This is a genomic window from Atlantibacter sp. RC6 (assembly GCF_014193285.1).
Classification (GTDB): domain Bacteria; phylum Pseudomonadota; class Gammaproteobacteria; order Enterobacterales; family Enterobacteriaceae; genus Atlantibacter.
The window spans coordinates 440,268-463,703 of the sequence record NZ_JACHZE010000002.1 but is presented as its reverse complement, the minus strand read 5'-3'; the positions used below and the strand labels follow the sequence as shown (position 1 = coordinate 463,703).

Genomic DNA, 23,436 nt, shown 5'->3' with positions numbered 1-23,436 from the left:
CATGACCACCCTGAAACTGGATGTGTTGAGCGACCGTATTAAGGCCCACAAAAACGCCCTGGTGCATATTGTTAAGCCGCCGGTCTGCACCGAGCGCGCGCAGCATTACACTGCGGTTTATCAACAGAATATGGATAAGCCGATTCCGGTGCGCCGCGCGCTGGCGCTGGCCCATCATCTGGCGGAACGCACCATTTGGATCAAACACGACGAGCTGATTGTCGGCAACCAGGCGAGTGAAGTGCGCGCAGCGCCGATTTTCCCGGAATACACCGTGTCGTGGATCGAAAAAGAGATCGACGATCTGGCCGATCGTCCGGGCGCAGGGTTTGCAGTAAGCGAAGAAAACAAACGGGTGCTGCATGAGATTTGCCCGTGGTGGCGCGGGCAAACGGTGCAGGATCGCTGCTACGGCATGTTTACCAGTGAGCAAAAGGCGCTGCTGGATACCGGCATCATCAAAGCCGAAGGTAATATGACCTCCGGCGACGCGCATCTGGCGGTGAATTTTCCGCTGTTGCTGGAGCTGGGTTTGGACGGGATGCGCGAAAAAGTGGCCGAACGCCGCTCGCGCATCAACCTCACCATGCTGGAAGATTTGCACGGTGAGCAGTTCCTGAAAGCCGTTGATATCACACTGGAAGCGGTCAGCCAGCATATTCTGCGTTTTGCCGCGCTGGCGCAGCAGATGGCGCAGCAGGAAAGCCGCGAAACGCGTAAAACCGAGCTGCTCGCTATTGCTGAAAACTGTGAAGTCATCGCCCACGAGCCGCCGAAAACCTTCTGGCAGGCGTTGCAGCTGTGCTACTTCATCCAGCTGATTTTGCAGATCGAGTCTAACGGACATTCGGTGTCGTTTGGCCGCATGGACCAGTATCTCTACCCGTGGTATCGCCGTGATGTGGAACTGGAGCAGTCGCTGACCCGTGAACAGGCCATCGAAATGCTGCACAGTTGCTGGCTGAAGCTGCTGGAAGTGAACAAAATCCGCTCTGGCTCCCATTCAAAAGCCTCGGCGGGTAGCCCGCTGTATCAGAACGTCACTATCGGTGGGCAGAATCTGGTAAACGGCGTGGCAACGGATGCGGTCAACCCGCTCTCTTACGCCATTCTGGAGTCCTGTGGACGCCTGCGCTCTACCCAACCGAACCTCAGCGTGCGCTATCACGCCGGTATCAGCGACGACTTCCTGGACGCCTGCGTACAGGTGATCCGCTGCGGCTTCGGTATGCCCGCGTTCAATAACGATGAAATCGTGATCCCGGAATTCATTAAACTGGGTGTTGAGCCCGAAGACGCTTACCAGTATGCCGCGATTGGCTGCATCGAAACCGCCGTGGGCGGCAAATGGGGTTATCGCTGCACCGGCATGAGCTTTATCAACTTTGCGCGCGTGATGCTGGCGGCGCTGGAAGGGGGCAAAGACGCCACCAGCGGCAAAATCTTCCTGCCTCAGGAAAAGGCGCTGTCGAAGGGCAATTTCAGTCAATTCGACGAGGTGATGGCAGCCTGGGATAGCCAAATTCGCTACTACACCCGTAAATCCATCGAAATCGAATATGTGGTGGACACCATGCTGGAGGAGAACGTTCACGATATTCTCTGTTCGGCGCTGGTGGATGACTGCATCGAGCGCGCGAAGAGCATCAAGCAGGGCGGTGCAAAATATGACTGGGTGTCTGGCTTGCAGGTGGGGATCGCGAATCTCGGCAACAGCCTGGCGGCGGTGAAAAAACTGGTGTTCGAGCAGGGCGCTATTGGTCAGCAGCAACTGGCCCAGGCGCTGGCGGAGGATTTCGACGGGCTGACCCATGAACAGCTGCGTCAGCGCCTGATCAACGGCGCGCCGAAATACGGTAACGATGACGACAGCGTGGACGAATTGCTGGCGCGGGCTTACCAAACCTATATCGACGAGATTAAGCAGTACCACAACCCGCGCTACGGCAGGGGGCCGATTGGCGGTAATTACTACGCGGGCACGTCGTCTATTTCCGCTAACGTGCCTTTCGGCGCGGCAACCATGGCGACGCCGGACGGCCGTAAAGCCAAAACGCCGCTGGCGGAAGGGGCCAGCCCGGCTTCCGGGACCGATCACCTCGGGCCAACGGCGGTCATCAGTTCGGTAGGCAAATTGCCCACCGGCTCGATTCTTGGCGGCGTATTGCTTAATCAGAAACTGAACCCGGCCACGCTGGAAAACAACAGCGACCGTATCAAGCTGATGATGATGCTGAGAACCTTCTTTGAAGTGCATAAGGGCTGGCACATTCAATACAACATTGTGTCGCGGGAAACGCTGCTGGAGGCGAAGAAACATCCTGACCAGTATCGCGACCTGGTGGTACGCGTCGCGGGCTATTCCGCGTTCTTTACCGCGCTGTCGCCGGATGCCCAGGACGATATCATCGCCCGTACTGAACACAGTTTGTAAAATACCTGGCGCAGCGGCAGTGCCGCTGCGCTTTTTTTAAAGGCGGAGAATTTTTTTCAGTAACCGTTTCGTAACAAAGCTGTTTTTAATTTCGTCATCTTGTTGATAAAATCAGCATTCAGATAAAAATCACAAAAAAACGCTTTTAAGGTATTGCGACCGTGATGATTTCTCGTATAATGCGCCTCCCGTGACAGAGCAGAAATGCAGTTCACGTCGGGCGGGAATAGCTCAGTTGGTAGAGCACGACCTTGCCAAGGTCGGGGTCGCGAGTTCGAGTCTCGTTTCCCGCTCCAAAATTTGATTCAGCACCACCCAATCGCAGGATTTTGAGTTGCGGCTAAGCAACTTAAAAGACGAAGATTAAGCGGGAATAGCTCAGTTGGTAGAGCACGACCTTGCCAAGGTCGGGGTCGCGAGTTCGAGTCTCGTTTCCCGCTCCAAAATTTGATTCAGTACCATCCAGTCGCAGGATTTTGAGTTGCAGCTAAGCAATTTAAAAGACGCAGATTAAGCGGGAATAGCTCAGTTGGTAGAGCACGACCTTGCCAAGGTCGGGGTCGCGAGTTCGAGTCTCGTTTCCCGCTCCAAATTTCTCACCGATCAAAAATTATCCACAGCAAGTCAACGTGTCTGTCTGCCTTTTTTGCGAATCTGAAACAGGGATTTCAACAGACTTATCCACAGGTTATTTCTTGCCGTTGCGCCGTAGACCAGAAGTCATATTTTGACATCTTTTTGGCAATGTCTTGTTTCCTAATAAGATTTTCAAACTGCTAAAAGTGTTAATTCGATCACTGACGTATTTTTTACGATTGAATGACAAGGCCTTTTAAATTTTATGCACAGCAGACTTTTCTTAAGCGTCTCGCGTTAGACCTTTCTCTATTACCCGAACCAGGCGCTGTTTTTGTGGTAATTGCACTTCTATTGCATCGGCATTTCGCTTGGTTATTTGTTGCGCAATCGCCCAGTCTATGTGTTCATCGAGAAGTGGGTGCTCACCTTTTCTTTTTGTCAGCGCGGCGATATTGGCGTCGTCCCAGGCTGCGTTCCCTAACGCGACGGCAATATTACGCAGAAAACGCACATGACCAATGCGCCGGATCGCCGAACCCTCGGTCATTTTCAGGAAGTGCGCTTCGCTCCAGCCAAACAGCTCAATCAGCTTAGGGCTGTGTAATGCCTGGCGCGGCGAAAAATCGGCTTCGACGGTGAGCTGAGAAAAACGGTTCCACGGGCAAATTAGCTGGCAATCATCGCAGCCGTAGATACGGTTACCGATTAACGGACGGAATTCTTCCGGGATCGCGCCTTCCAGTTCAATGGTCAGATAAGAAATGCAGCGACACGCATCAACGGTGTAAGGCTCGACAATCGCGCCGGTTGGGCAGATGGTCATACAGGCTACGCAGCGGCCACAGCCTTCTTCCACAGGTTGATCCACCGGCAGCGGAATATCTACCAGCAATTCGCCGAGGAAAAAGAACGAACCGGCATTGCGATCGAGGATAAGTGAGTGCTTACCTGTCCAGCCCAGGCCCGCCTTTGCGGCTAACGGGCGCTCAAGCACGGGCGCAGAATCGACAAAGGGTCTAAAATTCAGCGACGCGTACTGCTCCTGAATAGTTTCCCCGAGTTTTTTTAGCCGGTTTCGCATCAGCTTGTGATAATCACGGCCCAGCGCATAGCGGCTGATATAACCCAGCGAGGGATCTTTTAAGGTGCGCGCAAACGCGGCGTTGGTGGGCAGATAGTTCATCCTGACGCTGATCACGCGCAGGGTGCCGGGCAACAATTCATGCGGACGGGCGCGCATCATGCCGTGACGCGCCATCCACTCCATCTCGCCGTGATATTGTTTATCCAGCCACGCCTGGAGCGCAGGTTCATGGGGGCTTAAATCGGTGTCGGTAATGCCGACATGCTGAAAGCCGAGCTCGGCGCCCCATTGCTTTATATTTTGCGCGAGAAGATTGAGATCAAGGGGTTCAGACATGACGGACCATCGGCTTACCAATAACCGTAGCAGTATACCACACTCGGTATGGCCAGCTGAGTGGGTGAGAAAGGCGGAAAAAGAGGCGGCGGATAGCCTCGGCATCACCCTGTATGAACTAATGCTGCGCGCCGGGGAAACCGCGTTTCGGCTGGCGCGCGCGACGTGGCCAGAAGCGCAGCACTGGCTGGTGCTGTGCGGCCACGGCAATAACGGCGGCGACGGCTATGTGGTGGCGCGGCTGGCGAAAGCCGAAGGCATCAACGTCACGCTGCTGGCGCTGGAGAGCGAGAAGCCGCTTCCTGAAGAGGCGGCCTGCGCCCGCGACGCCTGGCTGAACGCGGGCGGGGAAATCCACGCGTCGACGACGCCCTGGCCGCAGGGCGTGTCGCTGATTATTGATGGGCTGTTGGGAACCGGTCTTGCCAGCGCGCCGCGTCCCGCGGTCAGCGCGCTGATCGATCAAGCCAATGCCGATCCCGCGCCGATTCTGGCGTTAGATATCCCTTCCGGATTATTGGCCGAAACCGGCGCAACGCCCGGCAGCGTGATTACCGCGCAGCAAACGTTGACGTTTATCGCCCTGAAGCCCGGCCTGCTGACCGGGAAAGCCCGCGATGTAGTGGGCGAGCTTCAGGTGAACGCGCTCGGGCTGGAAAGCTGGCTGGCGGATAAGCCTGCGGCAATCCAGCGTTACGATGCGGCAACGCTGGCTCGCTGGCTTAAACCGCGCCGCGCTACCGCGCATAAAGGCGATAACGGACGCTTGTTGCTCATCGGCGGCGACCATGGCACCGCCGGGGCGATTCGTCTGGCGGGCGAAGCGGCGCTGCGTTCCGGTGCCGGGCTGGTCCGCGTGGTGACGCGCCAGGAGAATATCGCTGCGCTGCTCACTGCCCGGCCTGAACTGATGGTACAAGAATTAACCGATGAATCGCTCGCCAATGGCCTCGAATGGGCGGACGTGGTGATTATCGGCCCTGGCCTGGGCCAGGAAAAATGGGGCAAAAGGGCGCTGCAAAAAGTCGAGAATTCGCAAAAACCGATGCTGTGGGACGCGGATGCGCTCAACCTTCTGGCATTCAATCCCGATAAACGTCAGAATCGGGTTATTACGCCGCACCCCGGCGAAGCGGCGCGTTTGCTCAACTGTGACGTCGCGCAAATTGAAAGCGATCGCTTACTCGCAGCCCGCCGCCTGGCGAAACGTTATGGTGGCGTTGTGGTCTTAAAGGGGGCGGGTACGTTGGTCGCCAGCGAAAACGGTGAACTCGCGATTATCGATGCCGGAAATCCCGGCATGGCGACGGGCGGAATGGGCGATGTGTTATCCGGTATCATCGGCGCGTTATTAGGACAGAAACTTAATCTTTATGACGCCGCCTGTGCAGGTTGCGTGGCGCATGCCGCCGCCGCCGATGCCATCGCCCGCCGTTCTGGTACGCGTGGAATGCTCGCAAGCGATCTTTTTACGACGCTGTACCTGGTTGTTAACCCTGAACTGAATGATGTAAACCATGATTGAACGTGTTATCCCTCTCGCCGATGAACAGGCAACGTTAGATTTCGGCAAAGCCGTGGCGCAGGCCTGTAATGGCGCAACGGTGATTTGGCTGGTGGGTGATTTAGGGGCGGGTAAAACCACCTTTAGTCGTGGTTTTTTGCAGGCGCTGGGCCATAAGGGCAATGTGAAAAGCCCGACCTATACCCTGGTCGAACCCTATGAGCTTGAGAATTTGACCGTGTACCACTTCGATTTATATCGACTGGCGGACCCTGAGGAGCTGGAGTTTATGGGGATCCGCGATTATTTCGCCGACAACGCCATTTGCCTGGTGGAGTGGCCGCAACAAGGTGCGGGTGTGCTGCCTGACCCGGATGTCGAAATTCATCTTACTTATCACGATCGCGGGCGTTCGGCACAAATAAACGCCGTATCTGCAGCGGGTAACAGGTTATTGGCGCGTTTGGATCCCAACACCGATCGGGTTGTGGTGTGACACGTCCAGCCATTTAACAAGGATGACGGGATGATACCTTTCATGAAAAAGTGGTTGATTATCGCTTTGCTGGCGCTGTGTGCGCCTGCGTGGGCGGCAAGCTTATCCGATATCCAGGTCTCCAATGGCGATGACCAGGCGCGTATTACGTTCAGCTTTTTTGGCGAGCCTGATTATGCGTTTTCCCATGACGGCCAGCGCAGCGTGGCGCTGGATATTAAACAGACCGGCGTGATCCAGGGGTTGCCGCTGATTTTCAGCGGGAATAACCTGGTGAAGAGTATTCGCTCAGGTACACCGAAAGATACGGGCTCGCTGCGCCTGGTGGTCGACCTGACTAAAAACGGCAAAACCCGCGCGGTGAAACAGCAAAACGGCGCTAATTACACCGTGGTGTTCACCATTGATGCCGATGCGCCGCCTCCGCCTCCACCGCCGCCCGTGGTGGCAAAACGGGAAATCACACCGCAGCCGCGCCCCGTGGAGCCTGCGCGTAACCCGTTTAAATCGCAATCCGATCGTGTGACCTCGGTGGTGAGCAGTGACACCGTGACGCGGCCTGCCAACACGCGTAAGGTCTCCGCCAGCGGCGACCGTATTGTGGTGGCGATTGATGCCGGACACGGCGGCCAGGATCCAGGCGCGATTGGCCCTGGCGGCGTGAAAGAGAAAAACGTCACTATCGCCATCGCCCGCAAGCTGCGCACCCTGTTAAACGACGATCCGCTGTTTAAAGGCGTCCTGACCCGCGACGGCGATTACTTTATATCGGTGATGGGCCGTTCCGATGTGGCGCGTAAACAGAACGCCAACGTGCTGGTATCGATTCACGCTGACGCCGCGCCGAACCGCGACGCCACGGGCGCGTCGGTATGGGTGCTGTCGAATCGCCGCGCCAACAGTGAAATGGCGGGCTGGCTTGAACAGCACGAGAAGCAATCCGAACTGCTGGGCGGGGCGGGCGACGTGTTGGCGAACAGCCAGGCGGACCCGTATTTGAGCCAGGCGGTACTGGATTTGCAGTTTGGCCACTCCCAGCGTGTCGGCTATGACGTGGCGACTAACGTGCTGTCGCAACTGGCGCGGGTAGGCGATCTCCATAAGCGCCGTCCGGAACATGCCAGCCTCGGCGTGCTGCGCTCGCCGGATATCCCATCCCTGCTGGTGGAGACCGGATTTATCAGCAACAGCGGTGAAGAGCGCCTGTTAGCGAGCGACGATTACCAACAGCAGATCGCCGATGCGCTTTATAAGGGCTTGCGTAACTATTTCCTGTCGCATCCGTTACAATCGGCGCCCGGAGAGGGCGGAACCGGCAAAACGGTTAACGCCGGTTCAACGACCACGGGCCAGTTCGCCGTGACGCAATAAGGAGCATTCATGCCGATTCAGGTTCTGCCGCCACAGCTTGCGAATCAGATCGCCGCGGGCGAAGTGGTGGAGCGCCCTGCATCCGTCGTCAAAGAGCTGGTGGAAAACAGCCTTGACGCCGGAGCGACGCGGATTGATATCGATATTGAGCGCGGCGGCGCGAAGCTTATCCGCATCCGCGATAATGGCTGCGGCATCAACAAGGATGAACTGGCGCTGGCATTGGCGCGCCATGCCACCAGTAAAATTGCCTCGCTCGACGATCTGGAAGCCATCATCAGCCTCGGGTTTCGCGGCGAGGCGCTGGCCAGTATCAGTTCGGTATCACGTCTGACCCTGACCTCGCGCACCGCAGACCAGAGTGAAGCATGGCAAGCCTATGCCGAAGGGCGCGATATGGATGTGACGGTGAAACCCGCCGCGCATCCGGTCGGCACCACCCTGGAAGTGCTGGATCTGTTTTACAACACTCCGGCGCGGCGCAAATTTATGCGCACCGAGAAAACCGAATTTAACCATATCGACGAAATCATCCGCCGCATTGCGCTGGCGCGCTTCGATGTGACCATCAACTTGAGCCATAACGGTAAGCTAATCCGCCAGTATCGCGGCGTGCAGCCTAACGCACCGAAAGAGCGTCGCCTGGGCGCTATTTGTGGCACCGCGTTCCTTGAACAGGCGCTGATGATAGAGTGGCAGCACGGCGATTTAGCGCTGCGCGGCTGGGTGGCGGAACCGAAAGCCAGCGCCGGATTGAGTGAAATCCAGTACTGCTACGTCAATGGGCGCATGATGCGCGATCGGCTGATTAATCACGCTATCCGCCAGGCCTGTGAAGATAAGCTCGGCGTCGATCAGCAGCCTGCCTACGTGCTTTACCTGGAGATTGATCCTCACCAGGTGGATGTGAATGTGCATCCGGCCAAGCATGAGGTGCGGTTCCATCAGTCGCGGCTGGTGCATGATTTTATCTATCAGGGCGTATTAAGCGTGCTGCAACAGCAGCAGGCGGAGCCAACGTTGCCGTTGGGGCAGGCCGAAGAGGAGCCGCCGCGCTGGCAGCCGGAAAACCGCGTGGCGGCGGGCAAGAACCATTTCTCCCAGCCGGCGCCGGACAAATCGGCACCCGCGCCGCGTCAGGCCAGCGCCTCTTCCGGCGGCGGTCGTTCATCAACAGGCGGCGCATGGCCTCATGCTCAGGCGGATTACAGCAAACAGCAGGGTGCGCTATACCGCAAATTGCTGGAGACGCCAGAAACGCCGCGGGAGCACAAGCCTGCTCCGCCCGCGCTGGAAGGGCATAGCCACAGCTTTGGCCGCGTTCTCACGGTCATCAGCAATGCTTACGCCCTGCTGGAACGCGACGAGCGCGTGATGCTATTGGATCTTACCGTGGCGGAACGCTGGCTACGCCAGGGGCAACTGACGCCCGGCGCGGAGACCCTGTGCGCCCAGCCGCTGCTGATCCCGGTGCGCATTAAAGTGGATGCGCATGAACAGACGGTGATGCGCAACGCCGTGGATTTATTAGAGGGAATGGGCATCCAAACCGTGCTGGATCATCAACATGTTACGATCCGCACCGTGCCTTTACCCTTACGCCAACAAAATTTACAAATCTTGATTCCTGAACTGATAGGCTACCTGGCGGCAAACGAGAAGGCCGATTCCGTACAACTCGCCAACTGGCTTGCCCGCCAACTGGCGACCGAGCACGAACAGTGGAGCGTGGCGCAGGCCATCACGCTGTTAACGGATGTGGAACGGCTTTGTCCAAATCTGGTGAAGTCACCGCCTGGTGGTTTATTACAACCTGTCGATCTGCAACCGGCGATGAATGCCCTGAAACATGACTGAAGTAAGTAAGGCGAGCCTGCCTAAGGCGATTTTTTTAATGGGGCCAACGGCCTCGGGCAAAACGGCGCTGGCAATTAATCTGCGTAAAACGCTCCCGGTTGAGTTGATAAGCGTTGACTCCGCCCTCATCTATCGAGAAATGGATGTCGGAACGGCGAAGCCGACCGCAGAGGAGCTGGCGCAAGCGCCGCACCGTTTGCTGGATATTCTGGACCCGGCTGAAGCGTATTCCGCGGCGGATTTTCGTCGCGATGCCCTGAAGGAGATGGCGGAGATCACTGCCAGCGGGCGTATCCCGCTGTTAGTGGGTGGAACCATGCTTTACTTCAAGGCGTTACTGGAGGGGTTATCCCCGCTGCCGTCGGCAAACCCAGAAATCAGGGCGCGTATTGAACAACAGGCGGCAGAGCAGGGGTGGGACGCTTTGCATCGCGAACTTCAGGACATTGACCCTGTCGCGGCAAGACGGATTCATCCAAATGATCCGCAAAGACTTTCCCGGGCACTGGAAGTTTTTTTCATTTCGGGTAAAACTTTAACGGAACTGACGCAAACGTCAGGAGACGCTCTGCCGTACCAGGTGCACCAGTTCGCCATCGCCCCGGCGAGCCGTGAACTGCTCCATCAGCGAATTGAGCAGCGTTTTCATCAGATGTTGGCTTCAGGTTTTGAAGCAGAAGTGCGGGCGCTTTTCGCCCGTGGAGATTTGCATACGGATATGCCTTCCATTCGTTGTGTCGGTTATCGCCAGATGTGGTCTTATCTGGCCGGTGAAGTCCCGTATGACGACATGGTTTATCGCGGTATTTGCGCTACGAGGCAGTTGGCGAAACGCCAGATGACCTGGCTGCGGGGTTGGGAAGGTGTTCACTGGTTAGACAGTGATAATCCTGAAAAAGCCCGTCAGGACGTGTTACAGGTTGTTGGTGCTAACCATCAATGAATGTGTACAATTGAACCGTATCGTGCGCGAATTTTTTTAGGTAGTTTTTCAGAGCCCAAGGGTTCTTAAGTACAAAACAAGCATATAAGGAAAAGATAGAATGGCTAAGGGGCAATCTTTACAAGATCCGTTCTTGAACGCACTGCGTCGTGAACGTGTTCCAGTTTCTATTTATTTGGTGAATGGTATTAAGCTGCAAGGGCAGATTGAGTCTTTCGATCAGTTCGTGATTTTGTTGAAAAACACGGTAAGCCAGATGGTGTATAAGCACGCGATCTCAACCGTTGTGCCGTCTCGCCCGGTTTCTCATCACAGCAATAACGCCGGTGGCAGCACAGGTAGTAACTACCACCACAGTAATGCGCAGGGTGCATCTGCACCACAGCAAGACAGCGACGACGCCGAATAAGGTTGGTGGCTGTTTCCATGACGGGGAACCAGTCTGGCTGTGTTCCCCGCTGGTCTTTTTGAGAGGTTATACGCTTGTTTGACCGTTATGACGCCGGTGAGCAGGCGGTGCTGGTACACATCTATTTTTCGCAAGACAAAGATATGGAAGATCTCCAGGAGTTTGATTCTCTGGTCTCTTCCGCCGGTGTCGAAGCATTACAGGTGATTACCGGTAGCCGTAAAGCCCCGCACCCAAAGTATTTTGTTGGTGAAGGTAAGGCCGTCGAAATAGCTGATGCCGTGAAAGCGACGGGCGCATCAGTTGTTTTATTTGATCATGCATTAACGCCCGCCCAGGAACGTAACCTGGAGCGCCTGTGCGAATGTCGCGTTATCGACCGCACCGGCTTGATTTTAGACATTTTTGCCCAACGTGCACGCACCCATGAAGGGAAGCTGCAGGTTGAACTCGCCCAGTTGCGGCATCTGGCGACGCGCCTGGTGCGCGGATGGACCCACCTTGAGCGCCAGAAAGGCGGGATAGGCTTACGTGGGCCGGGTGAAACTCAGCTCGAAACAGACCGTCGTTTGCTGCGTAACCGGATTATGCAAATTCTCTCGCGCCTTGAGAAAGTCGAAAAACAACGTGAACAAGGGCGTCGGTCGAGAAGCAAAGCGGATGTACCAACCGTTTCACTGGTGGGCTACACCAACGCCGGTAAATCCACCTTGTTTAACCAGATTACCGAAGCGCAGGTTTATGCGGCTGATCAGCTGTTCGCCACGCTGGACCCCACGCTTCGCCGGATTGATGTGGCCGATGTCGGCGAAACCGTGCTGGCGGATACCGTCGGATTCATTCGCCATCTGCCCCATGATTTGGTCGCCGCGTTTAAAGCCACGTTGCAGGAAACGCGCCAGGCCACCCTGCTGCTTCATGTGATTGACGCAGCGGATGTACGCATGCAGGACAACATCGACGCCGTCAATACGGTGCTCGAAGAGATCGAGGCCGACGAGATCCCGGCCCTGCTGGTGATGAACAAAATCGATATGCTGGATGATTTCCAACCGCGTATCGATCGTGATGATGAAAACAGGCCGATACGGGTTTGGCTTTCTGCCCAGACCGGTGACGGCGTACCACTGCTTTTCCAGGCTCTGACGGAGCGTTTGTCGGGAGAGATAGCGCAGCACACGTTGCGTTTGCCTCCAGAGGCAGGGCGACTGCGGAGCCGGTTTTACCAGCTTCAGGCGATAGAAAAAGAGTGGATGGAGGAGGATGGCAGTGTGGGGCTGGAAGTACGTATGCCCATCGTTGACTGGCGCCGCCTCTGTAAACAAGAACCGACTCTGGTTGACTATGTTGTTTAACCGGTCTGAGGTTGCCTGAAGAATTTTCCCCTTTGGGGGGTACCTGAAATAGTCTGGGTTGTCTCGTAGCGCGAACGGAGCAACTTCCCGGCGGCATTAAGCGCGATGCGGTGGGAAACGTGAAGACAGCAATAAAGAGACAGTGCGGAGCAGGACAGGTATATCACCGCATAACAAATATGGAGCACAAACATGGCGTGGAATCAGCCCGGTAATAACGGACAGGACCGCGACCCGTGGGGAAGCAGCAAGCCTGGCGGCGACTCTGGGGGAAATGGAAATAAAGGCGGTCGCGATCAGGGGCCGCCCGATCTGGATGATATCTTCCGTAAACTCAGCAAAAAGCTGGGTGGATTCGGTGGTGGTAGAAGCGGTGGAAGTTCAACCCAGGGCCCCCGTAACCCCATCGGTGGCCGTGTAGTGGTGATTGTCGCCGCAGCAGCGGTGATCATTTGGGCCGCCAGCGGATTCTATACCATCAAAGAAGCGGAGCGCGGCGTTGTGACGCGTTTCGGCAAATTCAGTCACCTGGTTGAACCGGGCCTGAACTGGAAGCCGACATTTATCGATAGCGTCCAGCCTGTCAACGTTGAATCGGTGCGTGAACTCGCGGCGTCCGGCGTCATGCTGACCTCTGATGAAAACGTGGTGCGCGTTGAGATGAACGTGCAGTACCGCGTCACCGATCCCGAACGTTATCTGTTTAGCGTGACCAGCGCCGACGACAGTCTGCGCCAGGCCACCGACAGCGCCCTGCGCGGCGTGATCGGCAAATACACCATGGACCGCATCCTGACGGAAGGCCGTACCGTGATTCGTAGCGATACCCAGCGCGAACTGGAAGAGACGATTCGTCCTTACAACATGGGTATCACGCTGCTGGACGTCAACTTCCAGGCCGCTCGTCCGCCGGAAGAAGTGAAAGCCGCGTTTGACGATGCGATTGCCGCACGTGAAAACGAACAGCAATACATCCGTGAGGCGGAAGCCTACACCAACGAAGTGCAGCCGCGTGCGAACGGTTCTGCGCAGCGCATCATCGAAGATGCCCGCGCCTATAAGACCCAGACTATCCTGGAAGCCCAGGGTGAAGTGGCGCGCTTTGCGAAAATCCTCCCGGAATATAAAGCCGCGCCGGAAATCACCCGCGAGCGTCTGTATATCGAGACCATGGAAAAAGTCCTTAGCCACACCCGTAAAGTGCTGGTCAATGACAAGGGCGGAAACCTGATGGTGCTGCCGCTGGATCAGATGCTGAAAGGCAATAATGCCCCGGCGTCAAAGAGCGATAGCAGTGGCGCGGATTCCTTACTGCGCCTGCCGCCTGCGTCCTCATCCAGCAACAGCGGCGCTAACCGGCCTGCCTCATCCAGCGCTGGCGACATCATGGATCAGCGCCGTGCGAATGCGCAGCGTAACGATTACCAGCGCGAAGGGAGTGAATAACAATGCGTAAGTCAGTGATTGCAGTCATCATCATCGTGCTGGTGGTGCTCTACACCTCGGTATTCGTGGTGAAAGAAGGTGAGCGTGGAATTACGCTGCGTTTCGGTAAAGTGTTGCGTGATGATGAAAACAAGCCGGTGGTCTTTGAGCCTGGCCTGCATTTCAAAATCCCGTTTATCGAATCGGTGAAAACCCTTGATGCGCGTATCCAGACCATGGATAACCAGGCGGATCGCTTCGTCACCAAAGAGAAAAAAGACCTGATCGTCGACTCCTATATCAAATGGCGTATCAGCGACTTTAGCCGTTACTACCTGGCGACAGGCGGCGGTGATGTTTCTCAGGCGGAAGTGCTGCTAAAACGTAAGTTCTCGGACCGTCTGCGTTCGGAAATTGGTCGTCTGGATGTGAAAGACATCGTGACCGATTCTCGTGGTCGTTTGACCCTGGAAGTGCGTGATGCCTTGAACTCCGGCTCTGCGGGCACCGAAGATGAAGTCTCCACCCCGGCGGCGGATGATGCGATTGCCAAAGCGGCGGAGCGTGTCGCGGCGGAAACCAACGGCAAAGTGCCGGTGGTCAACCCGAACAGTATGGCTGCGCTGGGTATCGAAGTGGTGGATGTGCGGATCAAGCAGATCAACCTGCCGACTGAAGTGTCTGAAGCTATCTTCAACCGTATGCGTGCGGAACGTGAAGCGGTCGCGCGTCGCCACCGTTCGCAAGGCCAGGAAGAAGCGGAGAAACTACGCGCCGCAGCGGATTATGAAGTGACCCGTACTCTGGCGGAATCTGAGCGTCAGGCGCGCATTCTGCGCGGTGAAGGCGATGCTGAAGCGGCGAAACTGTTTGCCGACGCATTCAGCCAGGATCCCGATTTCTATGCGTTCATCCGTAGCCTGCGCGCTTATGAAAAAAGCTTCAACTCCAACCAGGACGTGATGGTGCTGAGCCCGGATAGCGACTTCTTCCGTTATATGAAGACGCCAGCCAACAGCACGCGCTAAACTACGCGCATTCCTGATGAAGAGCCGGTGAATACCGGCTCTTTTTTTATCGGACAGACAAATAATGAACTCAACGATTTGGTTAGCACTGGCGCTGGTTCTGGTGCTGGAAGGCCTCGGGCCGATGTTATTTCCGCGTCTGTGGCGGCGAATGGTGTTAAGTATGACACAACTGCCTGAAACGATTTTACGTCGCTTTGGCGGCGGTCTAGTGGTTGCCGGCTGCGTTATCTACTACATGTTGAGGAAAACGATTGGCTGAACGAATTTTGGTCAAATTCGATGAATTTTGAATACAAAAAGGGCTGATCATCCACAAAACCGATGGTAGAATCCATTTTTAAGCAAACGGTGATTTTGAAAAATGGGTAACAACGTCGTCGTACTGGGCACCCAATGGGGTGACGAAGGCAAAGGGAAGATTGTCGATCTTCTTACTGAACGGGCTAAATATGTTGTGCGCTACCAGGGTGGTCACAACGCTGGCCATACTCTCGTAATCAACGGTGAAAAAACCGTCCTCCATCTTATTCCCTCAGGTATTCTTCGTGAGAATGTCACAAGCATCATCGGTAACGGTGTTGTGCTCTCTCCGGCTGCGCTGATGAAAGAGATGAAAGAACTGGAAGACCGCGGTATTCCGGTTCGCGAGCGTCTGCTGCTCTCTGAGGCTTGCCCGCTGATTCTGGACTACCACGTTGCTCTGGACGTGGCGCGCGAAAAAGCGCGTGGCGCAAAAGCGATCGGCACCACCGGTCGTGGTATCGGCCCGGCTTATGAAGATAAAGTGGCGCGTCGCGGCCTGCGCGTTGGCGACCTGTTCGACAAAGCCACCTTTGCTGAGAAACTGAAAGAAGTGCTGGAATACCATAACTTCCAGCTGGTTAACTTCTACAAAGTTGAAGCGGTTGACTACCAGAAAGTGCTGGACGATGTGATGGCGATTGCCGATATCCTCACCAGCATGGTGGTTGACGTTTCCGACCTGCTGGATCAGGCGCGTAAACGCGGCGATTTCATCATGTTCGAAGGCGCACAGGGTACGCTGCTGGATATCGACCACGGTACCTATCCGTATGTGACCTCTTCCAACACCACCGCTGGCGGCGTGGCGACGGGTTCCGGTATCGGCCCGCGTTATGTTGACTACGTGCTGGGTATCATCAAAGCTTACTCCACTCGCGTGGGCGCGGGTCCGTTCCCGACAGAGCTGTTTGATGACATCGGCGAGTTCCTGTGCAAGCAGGGTAACGAATATGGCGCAACCACTGGCCGCCGCCGTCGTACCGGCTGGCTGGACTCCGTAGCGGTACGCCGCGCGGTGCAGATCAACTCCCTGTCCGGCTTCTGCCTGACCAAGCTGGACGTGCTGGACGGCCTGAAAGAAGTGAAAATCTGCGTTGCCTATCGTCTGCCGGACGGCCGTGAAGTGACCACCACTCCGATGGCCGCTGATGACTGGGAAGGTATCGAGCCGATTTACGAAACCATGCCGGGCTGGTCTGAATCCACCTTCGGCGTGAAAGAGCGCAGCGGTCTGCCGCAGGCGGCGCTGAACTACATTCAGCGTATCGAAGAGCTGACCGGCGTGCCGATTGATATTATTTCAACCGGTCCTGACCGTACTGAAACCATGATTCTGCGCGACCCGTTCGACGCATAATGATGAAAAGGGGCGTTTGAACGCCCCTTTCTTGTTTTTTCCGTTTTTCCCCCAACCTTATTTAAATAAATTAGCCGCATATACGCTGGCTGGTTTATCATCACTTTATGCCCCTCAGGCAAATCGCGTTCCCCCCTTATTCAGAGGTTGATGTGCAGTTAACGAGTTTTACCGATTACGGATTACGTGCTTTGATTTATATGGCGTCATTGCCGGAAGGACGTATGACGAGCATTTCCGAAGTGACTGAGGTTTATGGCGTCTCCCGTAATCATATGGTTAAAATTATCAACCAACTGAGTCGCGCGGGTTATGTCACGGCTGTACGCGGGAAAAATGGCGGCATCCGTTTAGGCAGACCTGCATCCTTAATCCGCATCGGTGACGTGGTTCGCGAGCTGGAACCGCTCTCGCTGGTTAACTGTAGCAGCGAATTTTGCCATATCACCCCCGCCTGTCGTTTAAAACAGGCGCTATCCAAAGCGGTGAAGAGTTTTCTGACTGAGCTTGATAACTACACGCTTGCCGACTTAGTTGAAGAGAATACGCCGCTGTATAAATTACTGCTGGTGGAATAAACAAAACCTTACGGACATCAGGCTTTTTTGCGCACCATTCAGCGCAGCGCGGGATCGCATAGCCTGAACCCCTGAGGATTTCCACCAGAGATGACAACGGAGGAATCGAAATGTCACAAGATCCTTTTCAGGAACGAGAAGCAGAGAAGTACACCAATCCTATCCCGAGCCGGGAATTTATCCTCGATCACTTAACCAAACGCGAAAAGCCCGCCAGCCGGGAAGAGTTGGCGATCGAGCTCAATATTGAAGGCGAAGAGCAGCAGGAAGCCCTGCGCCGCCGCCTGCGCGCCATGGAGCGCGACGGACAGTTGGTCTTCACCCGCCGCCAGTGCTACGCCTTGCCGGAGCGTCTGGACCTGTTAAAAGGCACCGTTATTGGCCATCGCGATGGCTACGGTTTCCTGCGCGTGGAAGGCCGCAAAGATGACCTGTATCTGTCGTCTGAACAGATGAAAACCTGCATTCATGGCGATCAGGTGCTGGCGCAGCCGCTGGGCGCGGACCGTAAAGGCCGCCGCGAAGCGCGTATCGTCCGCGTGCTGGTACCCAAGACCGGCCAGATCGTCGGGCGCTACTTTACCGATGCGGGCGTTGGCTTTGTGGTGCCGGACGACAGCCGCTTAAGCTTTGATATCCTGATCCCGCCGGAAGAGATCATGGGCGCGCGCATGGGCTTTGTGGTAGTGGTGGAGCTGACTCAGCGTCCGACCCGCCGCACCAAAGCGATTGGTAAAATCGTCGAAGTGCTGGGCGATAACATGGGCACCGGCATGGCTGTCGATATGGCGCTGCGTACCCATGAAATCCCCTACGTCTGGCCGAAAGCAGTTGAAAAAGAGGTCGCCGGATTAACCGAAGAGGTGCCGGAAGAGGCCATCGCCGGACGCGTGGATTTACGCGATCTGCCGCTGGTCACCATTGATGGCGAAGACGCCCGCGACTTTGACGATGCGGTTTTCTGCGAGAAAAAACGCGGCGGCGGCTGGCGTCTGTGGGTTGCGATTGCCGATGTGAGCTATTACGTGCGCCCGCAAACCGCGCTGGATACCGAAGCGCACAATCGCGGCACCTCGGTCTATTTCCCGTCGCAGGTGGTGCCGATGCTGCCGGAAGTGCTGTCCAACGGCCTCTGCTCGCTTAATCCTCAGGTTAACCGCCTGTGTATGGTTTGCGAGATGACCGTTTCCGCCAGCGGCAAGCTGACCGGCTACAAATTCTATGAAGCGGTGATGCGCTCCCATGCGCGCCTGACTTACACCAAGGTCTGGCATATTTTGCAGGGCGACCAGGATCTGCGCGAGCAGTATCAGCCGCTGGTTAAGCATATCGAAGAGCTGCATAACCTGTATAAAGCGCTGGACGTTGCCCGCAGCGAGCGCGGCGGCATCTCGTTCGAAAGCGAAGAGGCGAAGTTTATTTTTAACGCCGAGCGCCGTATTGAACGCATTGAGCAAACCCAGCGCAACGACGCCCATAAACTGATTGAAGAGTGCATGATCCTGGCGAATATCTCGGCGGCGCGTTTCGTTGAGAAAAACCAGGAGCCAGCGCTGTTCCGTATTCACGACCGTCCGAGCACTGACGCCATCACCTCGTTCCGCTCGGTACTGGCCGAACTCGGCCTGGAACTGCCAGGCCGCGATAAACCCGAGCCGCGCGATTACGCTGAGCTGCTGGAGTCTATCGCCGATCGTCCGGACCACGAGATGCTGCAAACCATGCTGCTGCGCTCAATGAAACAGGCGATCTACGATCCGGAAAACCGCGGTCACTTTGGCCTGGCGTTACAGTCCTATGCGCACTTTACCTCGCCGATCCGTCGTTATCCGGACCTGTCGCTGCACCGCGCGATCAAATATCTGCTGGCGAAGCAGGAAGGGCATGTTGGCAACAGCACGCCGACCGGCGGCTGGCACTATTCGATGGAGGCGATGCTGCAACTGGGGCAGCACTGCTCTATGACCGAACGCCGCGCCGATGAAGCCACCCGTGAAGTCGCAGACTGGCTGAAGTGCGACTTTATGCAGGATCAGGTGGGACAGATATTCTCTGGCGTTATCGCCAGCGTCACCGGCTTCGGCTTCTTTGTGCGCCTCAACGATCTGTTTATCGACGGCCTGGTGCACGTTTCTTCCCTGGATAACGACTACTACCGCTTCGACCAGGTGGGCCAGCGTTTGATCGGCGAGTCCGGCGGGCAAACCTACCGCCTGGGCGACCGTGTGGAAGTCAAAGTAGAAGCGGTCAACATGGACGAGCGTAAGATCGACTTCTCGCTGATCTCCAGCGAGCGCGGCCCGCGCAACGTCGGTAAAACGGCGCGTGAAAAAGCCCGCAAGGGCGGCGCGGCGAAACCCTCCGGCAAACGCCGTCAGGCGGGTAAGCGGACCAACTTCGAGCCGGATAGCGAATTCCGTGGCGAAAAGCGCAAGCCAAAAGCCAAAAAAGAGCAGTCCGACAAGAAAGTGAAAAAACCGTCGGCGAAGACCCAAAAAATCGCGGCAGCCACTAAAGCTAAACGGGCGGCGAAAAAGAAAACCCACGACGCGTAACCCCCGGCTGGCCTTATTGTTGCGATAAGGCCAGCGGCAACGTATTAAACCAGGCGCACCTGCGCCTTAAATGAGTACTTTTCATGAGTGAAATGATTTACGGCATCCACGCGGTTCAGGCTTTACTGGAACGTGCGCCTGAGCGCTTTCAGGAAGTCTTTGTGCTGAAAGGCCGCGAAGATAAGCGGCTGCTGCCTTTACTGCACGCGCTGGAAGCCCAGGGCGTGGTGATTCAGGTGGCGAACCGCCAGTTCCTGGATGAAAAAAGCGATGGCGCGGTCCATCAGGGCATTATCGCGCGGGTAAAACCAGGGCGTCAGTATCAGGAAAACGATCTGCCGGATCTGCTGGCCCAGTTTGAATCGCCATTCCTGTTGATCCTCGACGGCGTGACCGACCCCCATAACCTGGGCGCGTGCCTGCGCAGCGCCGACGCGGCGGGCGTTCATGCGGTTATCGTACCGAAAGACCGTTCCGCGCAACTCAACGCCACCGCTAAAAAAGTGGCTTGCGGCGCAGCGGAAAGCGTGCCGTTGATTCGCGTTACCAACCTGGCGCGGACCATGCGTCTACTTCAGGAAGAGAATGTCTGGATTGTCGGCACTGCTGGCGAAGCGGACCACACCGTTTACCAGAGCAAAATGACCGGCCCCCTGGCGTTGGTGATGGGCGCGGAAGGCGAGGGTATGCGCCGCTTGACCCGCGAGCACTGCGACGAGCTGATCAGTATTCCTATGGCGGGCAGCGTGTCATCCTTGAATGTATCGGTGGCGACGGGCATATGCCTGTTTGAAGCGGTGCGCCAACGAGGCTAATTTCCTATTATTAAAACCATCTTGCGAGATGGTTTTTTTTTAAACGCTGTTTATTGCATAATCTTTATCGGGTGAGGGAGGAGCTGAATATGTATTTATTCAATGGATCAATAAATTAAGGAAGATTTTAAAATGGCATGGACGATATCTGCTTTACAAAATGAATTAAATAATGAAGCATATTGTTGTTATTCTGTTTCACGATTGCAAGATTCCTTGTCGCTCAAATTAAAAGAACACGGCGATTTATTACTTAATATTTCCATGACATCACGGCAGATGCTGATTGAAACGCTCATTTGCCCGGTTGAATCTATTCACGATGTGAATAAGTTAAATATTATTTGTTACGCTTTCAGAAATTGTTACCCCTATCCTCGGTGGGAATTACTATCGTCAATAGTAGAGAGTACTACGTTGCTTTTGGCGCATTATCGATCTCCTCACCGCTTTCCGATGTTATTCTGGAAATTGAAACGCTGGCGGAAAATGCGCTGGAGTTGGCTGAAGTCATTACGCAATTTTAAGGCGAAGGGTATCGCCCGATTAAATATAAGGAAGAATAATGAGCCTGTTAAAAAAACTTTTTACTTTAGGTAAATCCTTCGTTAATGACACCGAATCGCTTATTGAAGAAACCCAAGGGATCCGTTTGCTTGAACAGCATATACGGGATGCCCGGGCTGAACTTGATAAGGCCGGCGAATCCCGTGTTGATCTACTGGCGCGCGTTAAGATCAGCAAAGATAAGTTGAAAGATTTATCCTCCCGCAAAGCTTCACTGGAAGCGCGAGCCGTTGAAGCTATCAATAAGCAGGTAGATGAAAGTTTGCTTATTGAAGTTGCAGAAGAGATCTCACGGCTGGAAAGCGCGATCGCGACCGAAGAAGGCGTGCTGAAAAATTTTGAACAGTCGCGGGATGCAATTGAAAAAGCGGTGGCCGCCACCAGCCAGCGTATTGCGCAATTTGAACATCAGTTGGAAGTGGTAAAAGCCACGGAAGCAATGCAGCGCGCGCAACAGGCGGTGACAACTTCCACCGTTGGCGCCAGCAGCAGCGTGGCCACCGCCGCCGAATCATTGCAGCGCTTGCAGGCGCGCCAGACTGAGCGTCAGGCAAGACTTGAGGCGGCAGAGTCGCTTGAGAAGGTGGCTGACGGACGCGATCTGGATGAAAAACTGGCGCAGGCGGGCATTGGTGGCGTGAATAAAAGCAATGCGCAGGATGTGCTTGCACGCCTGAAAAATCAGCGCAACGGCTAATGTTTTTTACTCGCGTCATCCAGTTGTGTCAGCTTCATCTGGCCCGGCTTACCTGGCCGGGTTTAGTGGTGCTGTTTTTAATTCATTACAGCATTTGCTATGCCGCGCTGCGAATGGCGGGCGAAGCGCATCTCACAGGGAAGTTAAGCGATTTTATTTATTACTGTTCCGTGGTGGGGTCGACGCTGGGTTTTGGCGATTTAAGCCCCCAGAGCGCAGGAGGACGTTGGTTTACCGGCCTCTGGCATATTCCGATCAGCGTTGCGCTCTTCGGCGCGTTGATAGGTAAAGCGATCGCGGTTGCGCAGCATACGTTAACGAAAGGAATTCGCGGATTGTCCGACTTTAATCATCTTCGCGATCATTTAATCATTGTCGGCTGGCGTGGGCAGCAGACGGAAAAAATGATCAACCTGCTGCTTTACGATCGAAGCAAAACCTTCTCGCAGATCCTGATTTGCGAATCTGGCGCGATACAACATCACCCCATGCAAGGGGTCGCGCAGGTGCACTTCGCCAGCATCAGTAATTTCAATTCGCCGGAAGAACAGGCGCGCATGGGCTTAGCGCACTGCAATAGCGTTATCCTGTTCGCGCAAAGCGACGAGCAAACTTTTACGGTAGCGTTGTCGATTAAAGGAAAGGTTCATCCATCCAGCCATGTCGTCGCTTATATGGAGGATGAACGTTATGCCAACCTGCTGGAACAACACTGTGATCAAATAGAGATTGTCCGCAATTTATCGGCGGAACAGCTTTTACGCTCCGTTCAGGACCCTGGTTCCTCCCAGTCCGTGGCTTCAATCATGAATCCGATGCTGGGCGATACAGGTTATGTGCTTGAAATTCCAAAACAAGTGAACGTATTCCTGTATGGCGGGCTGATGCGCTATATGAAGCAGCATCATGACGCCACCGTGTTGGGCATTAGCCATTGTAAAAACGGACGCGGGATGGAGTTAAACCCGGTGGTTTCCACGCCGGTTCATGGCGGTATGTGGCTGCATATTATCGGTAATCAACGCATCACAGCGGATGAGGTGCAATGGCAGAATATAGGAGATGCATTATGACGTCATTATTGGGCCGGGTTCGGCAGCTTTTACAGGGTGAGGATGCCCATGATATGGAAAAAGGTCCGCTTGGATTGCATTTAAAAGCGGGTTTCCAGCTCAATACCCTGGATATTCGTCTTGCGGGCGATAAGTTTCTTATTGAATTACCCGGCGATGACTATACCGTAGCTGCAACCAGCCATATTTATACTGGCGCAGGCAGCGATATTTATCGTTATTACACTTCGGGCGATGAGTTTCTGCAAATCAATACCACTGGCGGCATTAGCGACGCCTGTATTGAGGATATTAAATTTTTCGCCTACATCGAAAGTTTTAATATTTCGTCGCGCGATGCCTGGAAAAATGCAATTAGCCCCAGCGCAATGGGATTACCGGTCATGTCCTGGGGTGACAAAAAATGGGAAAGGGTCTTTAATCCTCTTGAACGGCACAATGTAGAACCCGTCTATTTGCTGGAGGAAGTTGAGAATAGCGAACGAGAAAAATGGGAAGTCAATAATTTCTGTATGCTGTATCAGCGTAATATTGATGAGACGGCTTTTGAGTACTTATTAATTTCCGGCGAAGAAACATTTAACGAACAACAAGAACCCGAATGGCTGGTTTCCTGGTCATTAGGGGTGGATATTTCACGAAGCGGATTACAGGTTGTGGGCTAAGG

19 protein-coding genes, 3 tRNA genes and 1 pseudogene are annotated in these 23,436 nt (G+C 55.1%); 22 read left to right on the top strand and 1 reads right to left on the bottom strand.

Annotated features, from left to right (window positions below):
• The first annotated feature begins 1 nt into the window (after nt 1).
• From FHW74_RS07250 to FHW74_RS07235, 4 genes are all read left to right on the top strand, one after another.
• Nucleotides 2-2,434 (top strand): formate C-acetyltransferase/glycerol dehydratase family glycyl radical enzyme, encoded by a 2,433-nt coding sequence (locus tag FHW74_RS07250; protein ID WP_183169811.1) that lies wholly within the window; start codon nt 2-4, stop codon nt 2,432-2,434.
• A 220-nt stretch (nt 2,435-2,654) separates the two neighbouring features.
• A tRNA-Gly gene (locus tag FHW74_RS07245) sits at nt 2,655-2,730 on the top strand.
• Between the two features lie 71 nt (nt 2,731-2,801).
• Nucleotides 2,802-2,877: transfer RNA gene (locus tag FHW74_RS07240), tRNA-Gly, on the top strand.
• Between the two features lie 71 nt (nt 2,878-2,948).
• Nucleotides 2,949-3,024, top strand: a tRNA-Gly gene (locus FHW74_RS07235).
• A gap of 269 nt (nt 3,025-3,293) precedes the next feature.
• Here FHW74_RS07235 and queG read toward each other — a convergent pair.
• Entirely contained in the window at nt 3,294-4,433 is a 1,140-nt protein-coding gene (queG, locus tag FHW74_RS07230) for a tRNA epoxyqueuosine(34) reductase QueG (RefSeq protein WP_183169810.1), read from the bottom strand.
• Between queG and nnr the strand changes: the two genes are divergently transcribed.
• The 18 genes and pseudogenes from nnr (at nt 4,432) to FHW74_RS07140 (ending at nt 23,434) form a co-directional block, all read left to right on the top strand.
• Nucleotides 4,432-5,958 (top strand): bifunctional ADP-dependent NAD(P)H-hydrate dehydratase/NAD(P)H-hydrate epimerase, encoded by a 1,527-nt coding sequence (nnr, locus tag FHW74_RS07225; protein WP_183169809.1) that lies wholly within the window; start codon nt 4,432-4,434, stop codon nt 5,956-5,958. The genes queG and nnr overlap by 2 nt on opposite strands.
• Nucleotides 5,951-6,433, top strand: coding sequence for a tRNA (adenosine(37)-N6)-threonylcarbamoyltransferase complex ATPase subunit type 1 TsaE (gene tsaE, locus FHW74_RS07220; RefSeq protein ID WP_183169808.1), 483 nt, complete (start codon nt 5,951-5,953; stop codon nt 6,431-6,433). Before nnr ends, tsaE begins: the two co-directional genes overlap by 8 nt.
• A gap of 30 nt (nt 6,434-6,463) precedes the next feature.
• Entirely contained in the window at nt 6,464-7,804 is a 1,341-nt protein-coding gene (gene amiB, locus FHW74_RS07215; protein WP_183169807.1) for an N-acetylmuramoyl-L-alanine amidase AmiB, read from the top strand.
• Between the two features lie 9 nt (nt 7,805-7,813).
• Entirely contained in the window at nt 7,814-9,661 is a 1,848-nt protein-coding gene (gene mutL / locus FHW74_RS07210) for a DNA mismatch repair endonuclease MutL (RefSeq protein ID WP_183169806.1), read from the top strand.
• A complete protein-coding gene (gene miaA, locus FHW74_RS07205; RefSeq protein WP_183169805.1) occupies nt 9,654-10,604 on the top strand; it encodes a tRNA (adenosine(37)-N6)-dimethylallyltransferase MiaA in 951 nt (316 codons plus the stop codon). Before mutL ends, miaA begins: the two co-directional genes overlap by 8 nt.
• A gap of 100 nt (nt 10,605-10,704) precedes the next feature.
• Complete coding sequence (hfq, locus tag FHW74_RS07200; RefSeq protein ID WP_125294168.1) at nt 10,705-11,013, top strand: RNA chaperone Hfq; 309 nt, start codon at nt 10,705-10,707, stop codon at nt 11,011-11,013.
• 74 nt (nt 11,014-11,087) lie between these two features.
• Nucleotides 11,088-12,368: a ribosome rescue GTPase HflX gene (gene hflX / locus FHW74_RS07195; RefSeq protein WP_183169804.1), complete on the top strand. Its 1,281-nt coding sequence runs from the start codon at nt 11,088-11,090 to the stop codon at nt 12,366-12,368.
• A gap of 192 nt (nt 12,369-12,560) precedes the next feature.
• Nucleotides 12,561-13,814 carry an FtsH protease activity modulator HflK gene (gene hflK, locus FHW74_RS07190; protein WP_183169803.1) on the top strand — a complete coding sequence of 418 codons (1,254 nt, stop codon included), beginning with the start codon at nt 12,561-12,563 and terminating at the stop codon, nt 13,812-13,814.
• A gap of 2 nt (nt 13,815-13,816) precedes the next feature.
• A complete protein-coding gene (gene hflC / locus FHW74_RS07185) occupies nt 13,817-14,821 on the top strand; it encodes a protease modulator HflC (protein WP_183169802.1) in 1,005 nt (334 codons plus the stop codon).
• Between the two features lie 64 nt (nt 14,822-14,885).
• Nucleotides 14,886-15,083, top strand: coding sequence for a DUF2065 domain-containing protein (locus tag FHW74_RS07180; RefSeq protein ID WP_125294172.1), 198 nt, complete (start codon nt 14,886-14,888; stop codon nt 15,081-15,083).
• 102 nt (nt 15,084-15,185) lie between these two features.
• On the top strand, nt 15,186-16,484 hold the full coding sequence (locus FHW74_RS07175) for an adenylosuccinate synthase (RefSeq protein ID WP_002434131.1): 1,299 nt from the start codon (nt 15,186-15,188) through the stop codon (nt 16,482-16,484).
• A 152-nt stretch (nt 16,485-16,636) separates the two neighbouring features.
• Complete coding sequence (gene nsrR, locus FHW74_RS07170; protein ID WP_183169801.1) at nt 16,637-17,062, top strand: nitric oxide-sensing transcriptional repressor NsrR; 426 nt, start codon at nt 16,637-16,639, stop codon at nt 17,060-17,062.
• Between the two features lie 110 nt (nt 17,063-17,172).
• Nucleotides 17,173-19,617 carry a ribonuclease R gene (gene rnr, locus FHW74_RS07165; protein ID WP_183169800.1) on the top strand — a complete coding sequence of 815 codons (2,445 nt, stop codon included), beginning with the start codon at nt 17,173-17,175 and terminating at the stop codon, nt 19,615-19,617.
• A gap of 83 nt (nt 19,618-19,700) precedes the next feature.
• The gene (rlmB, locus tag FHW74_RS07160) at nt 19,701-20,432 is read left to right on the top strand and encodes a 23S rRNA (guanosine(2251)-2'-O)-methyltransferase RlmB (RefSeq protein WP_183169799.1); all 732 of its coding nucleotides are present in this window, start codon (nt 19,701-19,703) and stop codon (nt 20,430-20,432) included.
• Nucleotides 20,433-20,576: 144 nt separating this feature from the next.
• Nucleotides 20,577-20,959, top strand: a pseudogene (locus FHW74_RS22995) (DUF2170 family protein).
• A gap of 38 nt (nt 20,960-20,997) precedes the next feature.
• On the top strand, nt 20,998-21,696 hold the full coding sequence (locus FHW74_RS07150; protein WP_183169798.1) for a PspA/IM30 family protein: 699 nt from the start codon (nt 20,998-21,000) through the stop codon (nt 21,694-21,696).
• Nucleotides 21,696-22,769, top strand: a complete 1,074-nt coding sequence (locus tag FHW74_RS07145; RefSeq protein ID WP_183169797.1) for a potassium channel family protein — start codon at nt 21,696-21,698, stop codon at nt 22,767-22,769. Before FHW74_RS07150 ends, FHW74_RS07145 begins: the two co-directional genes overlap by 1 nt.
• Nucleotides 22,766-23,434: a DUF2491 family protein gene (locus FHW74_RS07140; RefSeq protein ID WP_370527979.1), complete on the top strand. Its 669-nt coding sequence runs from the start codon at nt 22,766-22,768 to the stop codon at nt 23,432-23,434. The genes FHW74_RS07145 and FHW74_RS07140 overlap by 4 nt, the downstream gene beginning before the upstream one ends.
• The last annotated feature ends 2 nt before the right edge of the window (nt 23,435-23,436 follow it).

Excerpts from the sequence above, each read along its gene's own strand:
- FHW74_RS07250 (WP_183169811.1), top strand. The coding sequence starts at position 2 with ATGACCACCCTGAAACTGGATGTGTTGAGCGACCGTATTAAGGCCCAC.
- nnr (WP_183169809.1), top strand. The coding sequence starts at position 4,432 with ATGACGGACCATCGGCTTACCAATAACCGTAGCAGTATACCACACTCG.
- queG (WP_183169810.1), bottom strand. The coding sequence starts at position 4,433 with ATGTCTGAACCCCTTGATCTCAATCTTCTCGCGCAAAATATAAAGCAA.
- tsaE (WP_183169808.1), top strand. The coding sequence starts at position 5,951 with ATGATTGAACGTGTTATCCCTCTCGCCGATGAACAGGCAACGTTAGAT.
- amiB (WP_183169807.1), top strand. The coding sequence starts at position 6,464 with ATGATACCTTTCATGAAAAAGTGGTTGATTATCGCTTTGCTGGCGCTG.
- mutL (WP_183169806.1), top strand. The coding sequence starts at position 7,814 with ATGCCGATTCAGGTTCTGCCGCCACAGCTTGCGAATCAGATCGCCGCG.
- miaA (WP_183169805.1), top strand. The coding sequence starts at position 9,654 with ATGACTGAAGTAAGTAAGGCGAGCCTGCCTAAGGCGATTTTTTTAATG.
- hfq (WP_125294168.1), top strand. The coding sequence starts at position 10,705 with ATGGCTAAGGGGCAATCTTTACAAGATCCGTTCTTGAACGCACTGCGT.
- hflK (WP_183169803.1), top strand. The coding sequence starts at position 12,561 with ATGGCGTGGAATCAGCCCGGTAATAACGGACAGGACCGCGACCCGTGG.
- hflC (WP_183169802.1), top strand. The coding sequence starts at position 13,817 with ATGCGTAAGTCAGTGATTGCAGTCATCATCATCGTGCTGGTGGTGCTC.
- FHW74_RS07180 (WP_125294172.1), top strand. The coding sequence starts at position 14,886 with ATGAACTCAACGATTTGGTTAGCACTGGCGCTGGTTCTGGTGCTGGAA.
- FHW74_RS07175 (WP_002434131.1), top strand. The coding sequence starts at position 15,186 with ATGGGTAACAACGTCGTCGTACTGGGCACCCAATGGGGTGACGAAGGC.
- rnr (WP_183169800.1), top strand. The coding sequence starts at position 17,173 with ATGTCACAAGATCCTTTTCAGGAACGAGAAGCAGAGAAGTACACCAAT.
- rlmB (WP_183169799.1), top strand. The coding sequence starts at position 19,701 with ATGAGTGAAATGATTTACGGCATCCACGCGGTTCAGGCTTTACTGGAA.
- FHW74_RS07150 (WP_183169798.1), top strand. The coding sequence starts at position 20,998 with ATGAGCCTGTTAAAAAAACTTTTTACTTTAGGTAAATCCTTCGTTAAT.
- FHW74_RS07145 (WP_183169797.1), top strand. The coding sequence starts at position 21,696 with ATGTTTTTTACTCGCGTCATCCAGTTGTGTCAGCTTCATCTGGCCCGG.
- FHW74_RS07140 (WP_370527979.1), top strand. The coding sequence starts at position 22,766 with ATGACGTCATTATTGGGCCGGGTTCGGCAGCTTTTACAGGGTGAGGAT.